The sequence below is a fragment of the Pseudomonas sp. CFBP 8771 genome (assembly GCF_014841695.1).
In the GTDB taxonomy this organism is placed as follows: Bacteria; Pseudomonadota; Gammaproteobacteria; order Pseudomonadales; family Pseudomonadaceae; genus Aquipseudomonas; species Aquipseudomonas baltica.
In genome coordinates, this window is the sequence record NZ_JACYUJ010000001.1 from 332,819 (window position 1) to 347,030 (window position 14,212).

General features: G+C 62.6%; 10 protein-coding genes and 1 pseudogene. 5 read left to right on the forward strand and 6 right to left on the reverse strand.

The annotated features are described in order from the left end of the window. The first annotated feature begins 108 nt into the window (after positions 1-108). On the forward strand, positions 109-2,217 hold the full coding sequence (locus tag IFT80_RS01505) for a TonB-dependent receptor (RefSeq protein WP_192103585.1): 2,109 nt from the start codon (positions 109-111) through the stop codon (positions 2,215-2,217). Positions 2,218-2,246: 29 nt separating this feature from the next. On the opposite strand, the gene IFT80_RS01510 is transcribed toward IFT80_RS01505, so the two are convergent. The 3 genes from IFT80_RS01510 to IFT80_RS01520 all read right to left on the reverse strand — a co-directional run bounded on the left by IFT80_RS01510 (position 2,247) and on the right by IFT80_RS01520 (position 4,354). Next, positions 2,247-3,038, reverse strand: a complete 792-nt coding sequence (locus IFT80_RS01510; RefSeq protein ID WP_192103584.1) for a phosphate/phosphite/phosphonate ABC transporter substrate-binding protein — start codon at positions 3,036-3,038, stop codon at positions 2,247-2,249. Then, positions 3,035-3,985, reverse strand: coding sequence for a fatty acid desaturase (locus IFT80_RS01515; RefSeq protein WP_192103583.1), 951 nt, complete (start codon positions 3,983-3,985; stop codon positions 3,035-3,037). Before IFT80_RS01515 ends, IFT80_RS01510 begins: the two co-directional genes overlap by 4 nt. Positions 3,986-4,129: 144 nt before the next feature. Further along, entirely contained in the window at positions 4,130-4,354 is a 225-nt protein-coding gene (locus IFT80_RS01520; protein ID WP_122712920.1) for a hypothetical protein, read from the reverse strand. A gap of 221 nt (positions 4,355-4,575) precedes the next feature. Between IFT80_RS01520 and IFT80_RS01525 the strand changes: the two genes are divergently transcribed. Beyond that, a complete protein-coding gene (locus IFT80_RS01525; RefSeq protein ID WP_192103581.1) occupies positions 4,576-5,598 on the forward strand; it encodes an aldo/keto reductase in 1,023 nt (340 codons plus the stop codon). On the opposite strand, the gene IFT80_RS01530 is transcribed toward IFT80_RS01525, so the two are convergent. Next, positions 5,589-7,181, reverse strand: coding sequence for a putative bifunctional diguanylate cyclase/phosphodiesterase (locus IFT80_RS01530; RefSeq protein ID WP_192103579.1), 1,593 nt, complete (start codon positions 7,179-7,181; stop codon positions 5,589-5,591). The two genes, IFT80_RS01525 and IFT80_RS01530, sit on opposite strands and share 10 nt — an antisense overlap. 249 nt (positions 7,182-7,430) lie before the next feature. Between IFT80_RS01530 and IFT80_RS21790 the strand changes: the two are divergent. The 3 genes and pseudogenes from IFT80_RS21790 to IFT80_RS01540 all read left to right on the forward strand — a co-directional run. Next, positions 7,431-8,213, forward strand: a pseudogene (locus IFT80_RS21790) (MCP four helix bundle domain-containing protein); the annotation flags it as partial. After that, entirely contained in the window at positions 8,208-9,071 is an 864-nt protein-coding gene (locus tag IFT80_RS21795) for a methyl-accepting chemotaxis protein (protein WP_425311990.1), read from the forward strand. The pseudogene IFT80_RS21790 and the gene IFT80_RS21795, both read left to right, overlap by 6 nt. A 180-nt stretch (positions 9,072-9,251) precedes the next feature. Beyond that, positions 9,252-11,303 carry a TonB-dependent siderophore receptor gene (locus IFT80_RS01540; RefSeq protein WP_192103854.1) on the forward strand — a complete coding sequence of 684 codons (2,052 nt, stop codon included), beginning with the start codon at positions 9,252-9,254 and terminating at the stop codon, positions 11,301-11,303. A gap of 21 nt (positions 11,304-11,324) precedes the next feature. On the opposite strand, the gene IFT80_RS01545 is transcribed toward IFT80_RS01540, so the two are convergent. Together IFT80_RS01545 and IFT80_RS01550 are read right to left on the reverse strand one after the other, a co-directional pair. After that, a complete protein-coding gene (locus IFT80_RS01545) occupies positions 11,325-12,566 on the reverse strand; it encodes an arsenic transporter (protein WP_192057366.1) in 1,242 nt (413 codons plus the stop codon). Then, positions 12,548-13,798, reverse strand: a complete 1,251-nt coding sequence (locus IFT80_RS01550; protein WP_192057365.1) for an MFS transporter — start codon at positions 13,796-13,798, stop codon at positions 12,548-12,550. The genes IFT80_RS01545 and IFT80_RS01550 overlap by 19 nt, the downstream gene beginning before the upstream one ends. Between the last annotated feature and the right edge of the window lie 414 nt (positions 13,799-14,212).

Sequence of the window (14,212 nt, forward strand, 5' to 3'; positions counted from 1 at the left end):
GATAGGCATCGCGGGTGCAGCACGGCAATCGTGTAGGGCGCTTCTGGTCAACAGACATTTTCGGTTGTAAGCTTGTCACGTTATATCATAACGTAAGCAGAATTATTCATGTACGGATATGCGAATCACTTCAGGCGCCTGGCATTCGCTGGCGCGGCGCTGACTGGCAGCGTTGGTTTCTACACGCCGCTGGCGGCACAGGAGTCGGAACCACCAGGGCCTACCGAGTTGGGCCTTGTCGAGATTTCAGGCGATCGATACGGCACGGGTATAGCGCAACCGCTGGTGCGCAATCGGATCAGCACGGCCTCGCAAAGCCTGCCGACTGCCGTCTCGACGATAACCGAAGAAGAGATCCGCACTTTCAACGTGGATCGCGATATCTCCAACATCTACCGACGGGTGCCGGGCGTGGTAGCCAACAACATCGATCAGGGGGACACCGGTAACGGTTTTCGCATGCGCGGGTTCGCCACCAATGGCACCCACGGGGCCGACGTGGCGGTGTCGGTGGACGGGGTGCCGCAGAACATTCCCTCAAGTCAGGGCGGGGCAGGGCATGGTCCCGTATTTCTGGAATGGCTCACGCCGCAGATGATCAAGCGTGTGGACGTCATCAAAGGCCCGGTGTCGGCACTGTACGGCGATCAGAATCGGGCAGGCGCGGTGAACATCGAAACCTTGGACGGCAGTGACGTCGCGTCCAGCATCGGGGTGGATGTCGCCAGCTTCGATGGCCAGCGGACTAACGTGGTACTAGGCGGTGAACATGAAGGCCTCGAGTCACTGTTGGTGACTGACCTCTACAGGACCAACGGATACCGCAAGGCCGCCGAAAACCAGCGCGACAACTATTTCTGGAAGCTTTCCAAAGTCATTGGCGATGCGAAATACTCGGCGCGGTTCAGCCATTACGAATCGGACTTCAGGAATGACGGCTATCTGAGCCTGCCCGCATTGAAGGCGGGCACCGTCGGCCGCCGCGATACCGACAACCTGTATGGCTTCGGCAACGCCAATCGCAATACCTACGTGTTCAATCGGTCGCCGGCCGAGGGCGAAGCGGGCCTGTACTACACGGCCTATTACGAAGACTTCAGGCGCGTACGCGCCATCTCCAACGGTACGAACACACATAACTATGGCAAGGATGATCGTGACATCTACGGTGGTCGCCTGGCCTATAACTTCGTGTATGAAGACACGGCATCGCTCATGGTCGGTACGGACGTGCGTCGCGACAAAGGCGATGCCTTTCGCCAGCAGTACCGCAACTTCCAGCCCACGCAAAACTTCTACTACGACTTCGACATGGACCTCATCACCTATGGGGTCTTCGCGCAGGGCCAGTACAAGCCCATCGATTCGCTCAAGTTGCTCGCCGGTATCCGTCACGATCGGTTCGACTACGATATCGACAACCTGAAGTTTCGAGACGCCAGTACCGGCTACAACAGCTCGGTGACAACGCCCAGGTTCGGCGTGGCATGGACACCGATCGATCAGCTCGAACTGTTCACCAATGTGGCTCAGGGTTTCCGCTCCCCAGCGGCGGAGTACATCAGTTCAGGCAGCAGCAGTGCGCTTCCGCTCAGGGACACGGGTGGACAGATAAACGGCAGCGTGCGCCCCAGCAAGGTCAAGTCCTACGACGTGGGTTTTACCCTGCGGCCTACCGATAGCCTGTCCAGTACCACCGAGTTCTATTACATCCAGAACGACAGCGAGACCGTGCAAACCTCGCCGGGTGTGTACGAGCAAGTAGGTGACACCACGCGCAAAGGGCTGGAGACCAGTGTCAACTATCAAGCCACGTCGACCGTCAGTACCTACATCAGTTATGGCCGGATCATCGATGCGGTCATCACCAACCCGGCGCCGGGTATCGGTGCGCGACTGGTCGTGCCGGAGCACACCTACAAGGCGGGCGTTCAGTATCGAGACGGGTTCATGGGTGGGCAAGTTACATTGAATGCCGATGCTCATCATCTGGGCGGCATTCCCTATTACGTCGGCACTGGCAGGAAGACCATGCCTGCCTACACGCGCTATGACCTGCGCGCCAGCTACGACTACAGCGATTACCAGTTCAGTGTCTACGGCACTTTTCAGCCCCACCGGTATGGCAGCGAAGTGGCCTATGGCACCAACAGCGGCCTGGTGATCGTGCCTCAGCCATCAACCACCCTGGGCGCATCGGTAAGGTACTTTTTCTGACGGCCAGGGTCGGCCCAAGCGATGCGAGGCTACCACAGCTCGGCTTGTCCGATATGCCGCCGCGCCTTGTCCCGATACTCCAGCAATACTTCGTAATCGGCGAAGGCCGTTTCCTGCACGGTCGTTATAGCCAACACTGCCGCAACCTCTGGCAGATTTGCCAGTGCCGCATTCATGGCCTCGCGCAGCAAGCCTGGCTCTGGCCCGTGGAGGCTGGTGATATAGGGCAATGTCGGCGCATTGGCCGTGCGTTCCACGACCCGCACGCCGGCGACTTCATTCGGGGCATGGCGAGCCAAGTAGGCAAAGGTAACGCTGTCGATGGCCGCCAGGTCGGCGATGCCTGTGGCGACGTGGGCAATGCTCTGGCGATGACTGCCGGTCGCTTGAACGCTTTTGAAGAACCGACCTTCCCGCACATGGGGGATCAGCGCATGGCGTAGCAGGTTCATGCCACTGTTGGAGTCGAGGCTGTTGTAGGCGCCCCGGCAATCGAAGAATTCGGCGAGGGTCTGCCGTGGGTCATCGAGGCGAGCGATCAGCAGGCTGCAATGTTGTCCGGCCTGTGCCTCGGGTAGCGCGAAATGAGGTCGGCCGACGATACGGACCCGATGCTTGAGTTCAGTGATCAAAGGCAAGCCGCAGGTCTGCGCCAACAACAGTCGTGGATGCAGCCACAGCTCCGCGAGTGAACCCGGCCAGGGCTTGGGGCGGTCGGTGCCCAGCAACTGCAGGGTTTCCTCCAGCCAGCGCTGGTACGCCTCACCGATTACGGCGGGCGTGGGATACATGGGCAGTGCAGCGATCACATCGGCGCTCATGGCTGGGTGCCTCGACCTAGAGGATGCAGAGGACTGTCGACGGGGGACACGGCATAACGCCGAAACAGCTCGCTGTAGCCATTGACCAAAAAATGTCCGCTGCGTTGCAGCCAGTCCGTGCGGCGCTCGCGGTACACGCGGGGCAGGTAGTACCAAGGCAACCCCGGCAGGTCGTGATGCACCAGGTGCAGGTTGAGGTTGAGAAACAGCCAGCGCCAGGGCCAGCCCGCCTCGTTGAGCACCGAGCGCTGCTCTGGCGCGTCGGCAGGGCGATGTTCGTAATAGGAGCGGACCATGGACAGCGCCAGCGCCAGAACGCTCGCCAGCAGGTAATCGATGACAGCCACGCCGTGGGCGGTGATGAACCCGCACAGCGCCAGCACGCAGAGCAGATGAGTGCCCCACATCAGCCACGCTTGCGCCTCGCCGCGGACCAAGCGTGCGCACTGCTCTTGAACAAGGCCGGCAAGCGCCAGGGCCGGGCCTACGCAGAGACGGCCCAGCAGGGTCTTGTTCAGCCAGTGCAGCGTCCGGCCGGGCCCCGCGCTGCCTGACCAGGCCCGGGCATCGAGGTATCGGCTTTCCGGGTCGTGGCGCGGCAGCGTGATCGTCTCGTCGCGGTGATGGGCCAGATGGCTGTCGCGGTACAGGGTGTAGGGATACCAGACGGCCAGCGGGGCATAGCCCAAGACCTTGTTGACGCTGCGCCAGCGGGTAGGGTGGCCATGCAGAAGCTCATGCTGCAGCGACATCCACAAGGTAAGCAGCGGCACCAGCAGCAATACGGTGAGCGGTCGCCCGATGGCCGAACCGAATTCGATCAGCGCCCACCAGGCGCCATAGGTGCAGAGCAGCAGCAGCCAGGTTGGCCAGTCGCTGCGCGCGGTCCAGGTATTCTGCAGTTTCAGGATCGATTGGCGGTGACGGGAATCGAGATAATTGGGCATAAGGACGACACGAATGCTGATCGGTATGTCGTCGACACTAGCATTGGTGCTTATGCCTGGATAATCACTAAACGGTTTCAGTAAATTCCTGAATGGAATAAGAGGCTTGTATACTGGACTTTGTGGGATACGAGGCTTTTCGAGCTACGCCGCCTTGGCCATCCTGGACGCGGCCCCTTTTAGATCTTGAATGGACAAGGCCAGAGCGCCCGCCTGGTTTTCAACGAGCAAGACATCATCTATGAGATGGTCGATGTTTCTGCTGCGCAGAAACAGGGCGTGGCCGCGGAGCATTTGGTAGATCATTTCCAACTGACGTGCCGCGTCATGGACGTCTTCCTGCATTTCCGTAATGTGGGTGGTGGGCATGCGGTGCTCCGAGGGCTCTATCTTGGTGTAGGCGTCCTGGCCACGGGATGAGCGTTGTTTCATTTGAGTGTGATCAGTCTATCGGCCATGGCCCGCGTAGCTTAAATAGTCTTTTCCGATAGAGGCTATAGGCCATCATGTTGCTGGATGGGATCGGATACGCCAGCATCGAAGAACAGGGCCTTGCATGGCCGGCTGTTTTGCTAAAAGAGGACTTTCCGATGAGCGACGTCAGATACCGCCGCCTGGGCCGCCATGGCCTGCAGGTTTCCGAAATCACCCTGGGTACGATGATGTTCGGCGGCCAGACCGACGACGCCACCGCCAAGCGTATCGTCGACGATGCCTTGGAGCAGGGCATCAATGCCATCGACACGGCGAACAACTACAACGACGGCGCTTCGGAAATCGCGGTGGGCAAGCTGATCGCCGGCCAGCGCTCGCGCTGGGTGCTGTCGAGCAAGTTCGTCAACCCCAACCCAGGCGTGCAAGGGCCGAATGGGCGCGGGGCTTCGCGCCACAGCGTGATCGAGTCGGTGGAAGGCAGTCTGCGCCGCTTGCAGACCGATTACCTCGACCTCTACTACGTGCACCGTGAAGACCCTTTCACGCCGGTGGAAGAGACCGTGCGCGCCTTGGCCGATCTGATTCGCGCCGGCAAGATCCGCGGCTACGGGCTGTCGAACCACAGCAGTTGGAAGCTTGCCGAATTCTGCCGGGTGGCAGACCTGCTGGGGGTCGAGCGGCCGACCGTGAGCCAGCCACTGTACAACCTGGCCAATCGGCAGATCGAAGCCGAGCATCTGCCGGCAGCCGAGCATTATGGCATCGGCGTGGTGTCCTACAGCCCGCTGGCGCGAGGCGTGCTGACCGCCAAGTACGACCCCGGTGCCGAACCGGGTGTCGACACGCGGGCGGGGCGCAGCGACCCGCGCCTGCAGCAGACCGAGTGGCGCCCAGAGTCGCTGAACCTGGCGCAACGCATCAAGGATCACGCCCAGGCCCGCGGCATCACCTCGGGGCAGTTCGCGCTGGCCTGGGTGCTCAACAACCCATTGATCAGCTCGGCCATCGCCGGGCCTCGCACCGAACAGCAATGGCGCGACTATGTACCGGCGTTGCAGTACCGGTTCACCGCAGAGGACGAGGCGTTCATCGACGCCCTGGTGGTGGCGGGCCATAGCTCGACGCCTGGCTACACCGACCCGAGCTACCCGGTGACCGGGCGTCGGGTTCAGTTCTGAGCTGCGGCGCAGACCGTCAATGGGGCATGGACGGCGGCGGCGATGGTGCTCCCTGCCTGTGGGCGGCCATATAGATAGCCCTGGGCATAGTGGCAACCATTTTCCGCCAGCCATTTCGGCAGGTAGGGCAGGTGGAAGTCCTCGATGCCTTCGGCCGTGACCTTCATTTTCAGGCTGCGTGCCATCCCCAGGATGGCTTCCACCATGGGCAGGTGGTCAATGCTGCCGGCCTCGAAGAAGGACCGGTCTATCTTGATCTTGTCGATGGACAGCCGCGTCAGATGGTACAGGCCCGAATAGCCAATGCCGAAGTCGTCCAGCGCCACGCTGATGCCGTAGGCGTGCAGCTTGCTCAGGTTCCGCTGGGCGGCGTCGAGGTTGCCCACCAGCGCTTCTTCAGTGATCTCCACTTCGAAGCGCTCGTAGGGGAAGCGTTCATGCCTGAGTTGCTCGGCCAGACGATCGGGGAACAGCTCGTCGGTGATCATGGTGGCGCTGACATTGAGCGACAGGTGCAGTGTGTCGTCCCAGAAGCTGGCCGCCCTGCAGGCCTGCTTGACCAGTGAGCGGGTCATGGCCGGAATCAGGCCAAGGCGCTCCAGTATCGGGATGAAGTCGGTAGGCATGCCGGTGCTGCCGTCGGGCCGGGCCCAGCGTGCGAGCACCTCGAAGCCTACGATCGTCTGCGACGGAAGGGTGACGATGGGTTGGAAGAACGGCACGATTTCCTCGCGCTCCACCGCGTGCCTGAGGGCTTGGTCGAGGTCGGCTTGGGCCCGCAGCTGCCGCTCGTATTCATTGTCGTAGAAATTGAACATGGAGCGGCCAGCGTTCTTTCCCCGGTACATCGCCGTATCGGCGCAGTGCAGCAGTGCGGACGCCTCGGTGGCATCGATCCAGGAACGCGATATGCCAATGGTCGCGCCCAGCCGCACGGGGGTGGAGGGTTCGACAAAGGCCTCGCTGACCCGCTGGATGGTGGTTGCGGCAATGTCGCTCAACTCGCGCGCATCCCTGTAGTCCAGAAACAGCAGGCAGAATTCATCCCCACCCAGTCGGGCGGCGGTGCCACCGTGCAAGCGTGCGATGTGCTTGAGCCGGTCGGCCACCTCGACCAGCACGCTGTCTCCGCCAGAGTGGCCATGCTGGTCGTTTATGGCTTTGAAGTGGTCCAGGTCGATCAGCATGATCGATACGCAACGGTGCTGTGCAAGCCGTTCGCACAGCAGGTCCATGAAGCCGCGACGGTTGATCAAGGCGCTGAGGGAGTCGTACTTGGCCAGGGTTTCGGTTTGAAACTGGATCCGCTGCAGACGCCGGTAGCTGAGTTGAGTACTGGTGACCATGCGCTTGAGCACGATGGTCGGCACGATCAGCGAAATCATCGAGAACCCCGAAGATGTCAGCACGAAACGCCAGCGTTCGGCATCTTCGAAATCACCGTCGTAGGGCAGGTTCAGCCAGTGCATCACATAGGCTTCGAGGTGGAACTCCCACAGGATGGAGAGCCCCACGATCGTGAGCAGCGTCAGCGTCAGCAGCATCGGCAAGCGGCATGGATTACGGCGGTTGAGATCGTTCATGGGCGGCATCGCAAGGTCATGCGGATAGAGTGATGTCAGACAGCCATCATCGCATAAGCGTTCATACCGCTGATCGTATGGCAGGTGCATTTGGTCGCCACGACAGATGGTAGGGCCAAGTGGCCACACGGCCTGCGAACACTATTCAAGCTTCCTGCGGCAATGCCGATAGCGGGTTCATACCGCCCACGACGCTAAGGAAAGTGCCGAACCCGGGGCTTTTTTTGGTGGACCTGACAGGATACCTGTATGACGTGGCTTCGCGATGCAAAGTTATCTTCCAAACTGATTGCGGCCTTCGGGTTGTGTGCGTTCATTACCCTCGGCGTCGGCCTGCTGGGGGGCCGCGGCGTCAGTCAGCTGTCGGACAGCCTCAAAGGCGTGTTCTCTAACAACCTGGTGTCGGTTGCCAAGACGGCCGAAGCCAAGAGCAAGGCGATTGCCCAGCTCAAGGACCTGTACGCCCTGATCGCCGCCCATGCGGAGAACGATTCGCAGGGTGTCAAGGACTCGATTCGCCAGAGCATGAACACAAACCTGGCGGACAGCGAGAAGGCTTTTGCGGCGTACCGCAAGACGCCACTGGCCGACGACGAGCGTGCCGCCGGCGACAAGATGGAACGTGACTGGCCGCTGTATCAGGCGCAGCTGCAGAAGGTCCTGTCGGTGCTGGACACCGGCGATGTTTCAGCGGCGCGCTCGCTCATGTCGGGGGAGATCCAGCCGGCCTATCGCACCGTCATGGACGAGTTGACCGTGATGGTCGAGTCGAACAACCGGCAGATCCAGGAAGGCGCGCGTGACGCCGACGAGCAGGAACAGGCGGCAATCACCGTGCTCTACATCGGCATCGCACTGGCCTTTCTGGCAGCACTGGCACTGGGGCTGTTCATGAGCCGCCTGATCAGCAGGCCCATCGCCACCGCGGTGGCCAGCGCGAAATTGATCGCCAAGGGTGATCTGACCCACAGCATTGGCAGCTCGGCCCGTGACGAGACCGGGCAGCTGCTTGCCGCACTCGGCGAAATGCAGGAAGGCCTAAAGGCCACCATCCACCAGATTGCCGACGCCTCGAACCAACTCGCTTCGGCAGCCGAAGAGTTGAACGCGGTCACTGAAGACGGCAGCCGTGGGCTGCTGCGTCAGAACGACGAGATTCAGCAGGCGGCCACGGCCGTCACCGAGATGACGTCGGCCGTGGAAGAGGTCGCGCGCAACGCCATCTCCACCTCGGAAGCCTCGAAGACTGCCAGCAGCCAGGCCACCGATGGCCTGACGCAGGCGCGCAATGCCGTGGAAGCGGTGAACAATGCCACCATCGAAATCCAGTCCTCGACCACCATCGTGGAAGACCTGGCGGTTCAGGTGCGCGATATCGGCAAGGTGCTCGACGTGATTCGCGGTATCGCCGAACAGACCAATCTGCTGGCCCTCAACGCGGCCATCGAAGCGGCCCGCGCCGGCGAACAGGGGCGTGGTTTCGCGGTGGTTGCCGACGAGGTCAGGGCACTGGCGGCGCGTACCCAGTCGTCCACGGGCGAGATCGAAAGCATGATCGGCGCGGTGCGTTCGCGGGCAGACCAGGCAGTCGCTGCCATGGGCAAGAGCCAGGGGCTGGTAGGGGACACTCAGGTATTGGCCAAAGCCACCGGGGATGCGCTGCAATCCATCGCCACCGGGATCGCGCAGATCAACGACCGCAACCTGGTCATCGCCAGCGCCTGCGAAGAGCAGGCCCACGTGGCCCGTGAGGTCGACCGGAATCTGATCAACATCCAGGACCTGTCGACGCAGACGGCCGCAGGCGCTCACCAGACCAGCGCATCGACCCAGGATCTGTCGCGCCTGGCCATCTCGTTCAACGATCTGGTGGGTCGCTTCCGTCTCTGAATTCGTCTCTCAGGTAGTAAAAAATCGTACAGCCGATTCAGCAAATGACCGCAATAGTCCGTACAATTGAGATGGGACGCATTCGCGTCTTCTATCCAGTACGGAGTTACACGCGTGGTCAAGTCGTTGAATCGGGCCCATTCCTGGGTGCTGTTGTGCTCAGTCCTGCCTTGCCTGGCCATGGCGGCCACCGAGCTGCCATCCAGTGTCATCCAGGCCACCGGCGAAGGTGAGGGCGATGACGGCTACGCCCGCGCGCGCGGCGAAACCGCCAGCAAGAGCGCCACGCAGAACCGTGATGAAGCGCAGACCATCAATTCGGTGACGGCACGCACGCTGGACGACTACCAGGTCAAGGATTTGAACGACGCGATGCGCTTCGTCAGCGGTGTCACCCAGACCAACACCCTGGGCGGCACCAAGGATGCGCTGATCAAGCGCGGGTTTGGCAGCAACGACGACAACTCGATCCTGCGCGACGGCATCCGCTCGGCCATCGGTCGCAACCTGGGGGCGACCACCGATCATGTGGAAGTGCTCAAGGGGCCGGCCTCGCTGATGTATGGCGCGCTCGAACCGGGCGGGGTCATCAACGTCGTCAGCAAGCAGCCGCAGTTCACCCGCAGCACCACCCTCGGCGCATCCGGCTTCAGCGAGGGTGGCGGTTCGCTGTCGCTGGACACCACCGGCCCGCTGGGCGATACCGATCTGGCCTACCGGCTGGTGGCCGAGCGCAGCCACGAGGATTACTGGCGCAACTATGGGACCGACGAGCACACCCTGATCGCTCCGTCGATTGCCTGGGTCGGTGAGCGGGCCAGTGCTTCGCTGGCCTATACCTACAACGACTACGCCAGCCCGTTCGACCGTGGCACCGTGTTCGTCGCTGGGCGACCCGCCGACATCAGCTACCGCGACCGCCTCGACGAGCGCTGGGCCAAGACCGTGGGCATCAGCCAGAGCACCACAGCGAAGTTCGAATACCAGCTGGGGGACGCCTGGCGCAGTCGCCTGACCTACGGTTGGACCCAGGATCGCTACAGCCTGGCCATCGCTCAACCCAACACGCTCACCGGCAACACGCTGCGGCGCATCGCCAATGGCGGTCACTACGATTACGAAAGCCGCTACACCGCGCTGGACCTGATCGGCGACCAGCAGCTGTTCGGCCAGCGGCATGAAATCGTGGTGGGCCTGGACAACGAGTCGCTGGACAAATACCGCGGCAAGACCTACCGCAACGCCAATACCGCCGCCGGCAATATCGACATCCGCAACCCGGTCTATGGCCGTCTGGCCGAGCCGGTCACGGTCAGCGCGGCGCAGAGCAATGCCGAGAACAACCTGGTCACCACATCCATGTACTTCAAGGATAACTGGCACCTCAACGATCGCTGGATCCTGGTGTTCGGTGGGCGTCAGGCGCATTGGGACCAATACAGCGATCAGGGCCTGGGCCGCTCGTACGCGCCCGGTGCCGATTCCAACGGCGACGAATTCATTCCCTTTGGCGGGATCGTCTACCAGCCCAGCGAAACGGTGGCACTGTATGCCAACTACAGCCGCTCGTTCGTGCCCAACGACGCCGACGATGCAGGCAACAGCTTCAAGCCCACCGAGGGTCGCAGCTACGAAGCCGGAGTCAAATACACGCCAACCGCTGCGCTGAACGTGAACCTGGCGGTGTATGACATCGAGAAGAAGAACCTGGTCAACAGCGTGCTGCAGAGCAATGGCGACAGCCTCGACGAGGCGGTCGGCAAGGCGCGCTCGCGCGGTGTCGAGCTGGATGTCACCGGTCGGATAGCCGAGAATTGGAGTGTGATCGGCACCTATGCCTACAGCCATACCGAAGTGCTGAAGAACGCCGAAGCGCCCGAGCAGGAAGGCAATCGTCTGCCCAACGCGCCGATGCACACGGCCAGCCTGTACCTGACCCATCATCTGGCCTTGCCCGCGCAGACCGGCCAGTGGCATGTGGGCGCAGGCGCGCGCTACGTGGGCGAGCGGCCGGGCGACAGCGCCAACAGTTTCTGGATGGACAGCTACACCCTGGCCGACGCTTTCGTGCGCTGGGACCTGCCCACCCAGGGTTACGAAACGCGCCTGCAGCTGAACATCGACAACCTGTTCAACAAGCAGTATTACCCAGCTACCACCGGCAGCAGCACGCTGCAGGTGGAAGAGGGCGCGTTGCGCACGGCGCGTCTGACCGCGACCGTGAAGTTCTGAGACGCGAATGCGCCTGCGGCCTCAAAGCAGCCACAGGGCGGCGATCAGGGCCGGCGGCATGACCACGGCGCCAAGCTTGAGGAACGTCCAGGCGCTGATTTCGACCCCTTCGCGGCGCACCGCGATCAACCACAGCAAGGTCGCCAGGGAGCCGGTGACCGAGAGGTTGGGGCCCAGGTCGACGCCGACCACCAGCGCGCCGGTGACAGTGGGCGGCAGGTGCGCCAGTTCGTTGATGGACCCGCTGAGCAGGCCGATCGGCAGGTTGTTGCCGATGTTGCAGGCCAGCGCCACCAGGCCTCCTGCCCACCAGTGCGCCTGGGCCGGCGCGTGCCTTGCGGCCTGTTCCAGCCAGTTGGCCAACTGACCGGTCACGCCGGTCTGGCCAATGCCTTCCACCAGCACGAACAGCCCCGCTACCAGCGGCAGCACGCCCCAGGCCACGCCCTTGCACACCGGCCAGGGATTGCTTCTCTGGTACAGGTGGACGACGGCGAGGGTGCTGACGGCGGCGAGGAACGTCGGCAGGCCCAGCGCTTCGTCCAGGGCCGATACGGTCAACAGCAACACCGCCGTGACGGCCAGCCCGCAGGCGGTGAGTCGAGCACCTGCGCTCAGGCGGGGCAGTTGCTCGACGAGTTGCAGGCGCTGCTGCAGATGGCGACGCTGGGTCAGGCGCAAAACCAGATAGGTCATGGCGATGGCCGCCACGGACGGCAGGCTGAACATGGCCAGCCAATCGAGCAGCGGCGGCATGTGCTTGCCGAATATCACCAGATTGGCCGGGTTTGAAATCGGCAGGACGAAACTGGCAGCGTTGGCAATGAACGCGCAGACGAACAGATACGGCAACGGGTTGACGCGTGCTGCCCGGGTGGCCGCGTACACGGCCGGGGTCAGCACCACGGCCGTGGCATCGTTGGACAGGAAAACAGTCACCACGGTGCCGACCACGAACACCAGATCGAACAGCCGTTGCGCACTGCCGCGGGCCTGGCGGGCAGCGACGGTCGCCAGCCAATCGAACAACCCTTCACGGCGGGCCAGTTCGGCCAGCAGCATCATGCCCACCAGAAACAGATAGACATCGGTACCTTTAAGTACCGCTGCCAGTGCCGAAGACCAGGCGATCAAACCGCCAGCGACCAGACCGATCGCTGCCGCCAGCGCCCAGACGTATTCGGGGATGCGCAATGGCCTGGTGATGATGCCCAACGTCGCGAGGAGGCTGACGCCCCAGATGATCAAGCTGGCGTGGGGCAAGGCGTGGCATCCTGTTCAGTGGCGCGGCGCAGGGTTTCCGGCATGGCAGTGAGCAGCAGGACGAAGGCCACCGCGGCGACCCCGGCCAGGGTCAGGAAGGCTGCGCTGTAGCCGGCCTCCTGCACGACCAGGCCGGCCAGGCCGTTGCTCAGCGCAGCGCCCAGGCCGAACGCCGTGGTCAGGGCGCCCAGGCTGACGTTGAAACGCCCGGTACCGTGGGTGAGGTCTTTGACCACCAGCGGAAACAGTGCACCGAACAGGCCGGCGCCGATGCCGTCGAGCAGTTGCACGCCCACCAGCCAGTACGGATCATTGGAAAACGTATAGAGCACACCGCGAATCGGCAGGATCAGGAAGCCGGCCAGCAGCAGGGGCTTGCGCCCCCATTGATCGGCACGCGCACCCACCAGCAGGGCGGCTGGCACCATCACCAGTTGCGCGGCGACGATGCAGGCCGAGGTCAATGGGGTAGCCATGCTCAGGTCGATCTGCGACAGCTTCTGGCTCACCAGCGGCAGCATCGCCGCGTTGGCCAGGTGGAACAGCGCACAACACACCGCGAACACCAGCAGCGCCCGGTTGCCCAGCAGCACCTTGAAGCCGGAGGGCTGTTCGTGACCGTCCTTGTGGTGTGCCTCCAGCCCGCGGGCGACGTCGTGGTCGATGGCATCGGCCTTCACGCAGCTCACTGCCAGTACGCTGGCCAAGGCCATGGCGGCCATCAGGTAGAACACCGCGACCGGTCCGAACAGGTAGGCAAACCCGCCCGCCAGCAGGGCGGCGAAGGCGTTGCCGGCATGGTTGTAGGTTTCGTTGCGACCGGTACGCCGGGTGAAGGCCTTGGGCCCGGTGATGCCCAGGGAGATGGCGGCGATGGCCGGAGCGAACACCGAGCCGGCGATGGCGCCGAGCGCCTGGGTAGCGGCGACCAGCCCGAACGAAGTAATGAAAGGCAGTACCACGCAGCTGGCGGTTACCAGCAGGGCGGCGACCACCACCACCGCACGTTTGTGCCGGGTCTTGTCGATCAAGGCGCCGGCGGGCGTCTGGGTGAGCAGTGCTGCCAGCCCGGCCAGGGTCATCACCAGGCCGATACTGCCGGGGTCCCATTTGTGCACCGCCAGCAAGTAGATCGCCAGATAGGGTCCGAGCCCGTCACGGACATCGGCGAGGAAGAAATTCAGGCCGTCGAGAGACAGCGCGTTACGCCGCGAAGTGGCAGATGTGGCCAAGGCAGTGGTCTCGAATGAGGGCAGGCAGGTACAGAACTGAGTCGGCGGATCGAGCGTAAGTTCCGGGCTCTGCCGCGCAATCGAATGAAGATTTTGCTAGCGGGTTTTGGGCCTGAGAAATATCGCCAGAAAGGCAGGCAGGGCAAAGGCGAAAAGGGCACCGTTGACACCCATGGCGCCCATGGCTGCACCGAACAACGGCGCGCCGGCCGTCTGCCGGAGTGCCAGGCAGTTTCACGGTTACTACCCTGCGGCAGGGCCCGCCACAGCCAGACGGTGATCGCTGCGCCGATCAGGGCGAACAGTGCATACAGCTGCCATGGCACCGTCGAACAACCGCTGGAATTTCTGAGTTCTTGTCCATCAGGCGACTGTGAAGCGATGGTGTTGAGTGTCAACTCAATGATACAACTC

Excerpts from the sequence above, each read along its gene's own strand:
- IFT80_RS01505 (WP_192103585.1), top strand. The coding sequence starts at position 109 with ATGTACGGATATGCGAATCACTTCAGGCGCCTGGCATTCGCTGGCGCG.
- IFT80_RS01510 (WP_192103584.1), bottom strand. The coding sequence starts at position 3,038 with ATGAGCGCCGATGTGATCGCTGCACTGCCCATGTATCCCACGCCCGCC.
- IFT80_RS01515 (WP_192103583.1), bottom strand. The coding sequence starts at position 3,985 with ATGCCCAATTATCTCGATTCCCGTCACCGCCAATCGATCCTGAAACTG.
- IFT80_RS01520 (WP_122712920.1), bottom strand. The coding sequence starts at position 4,354 with ATGCCCACCACCCACATTACGGAAATGCAGGAAGACGTCCATGACGCG.
- IFT80_RS01525 (WP_192103581.1), top strand. The coding sequence starts at position 4,576 with ATGAGCGACGTCAGATACCGCCGCCTGGGCCGCCATGGCCTGCAGGTT.
- IFT80_RS01530 (WP_192103579.1), bottom strand. The coding sequence starts at position 7,181 with ATGAACGATCTCAACCGCCGTAATCCATGCCGCTTGCCGATGCTGCTG.
- IFT80_RS21795 (WP_425311990.1), top strand. The coding sequence starts at position 8,208 with ATGCAGGAAGGCCTAAAGGCCACCATCCACCAGATTGCCGACGCCTCG.
- IFT80_RS01540 (WP_192103854.1), top strand. The coding sequence starts at position 9,252 with ATGGCGGCCACCGAGCTGCCATCCAGTGTCATCCAGGCCACCGGCGAA.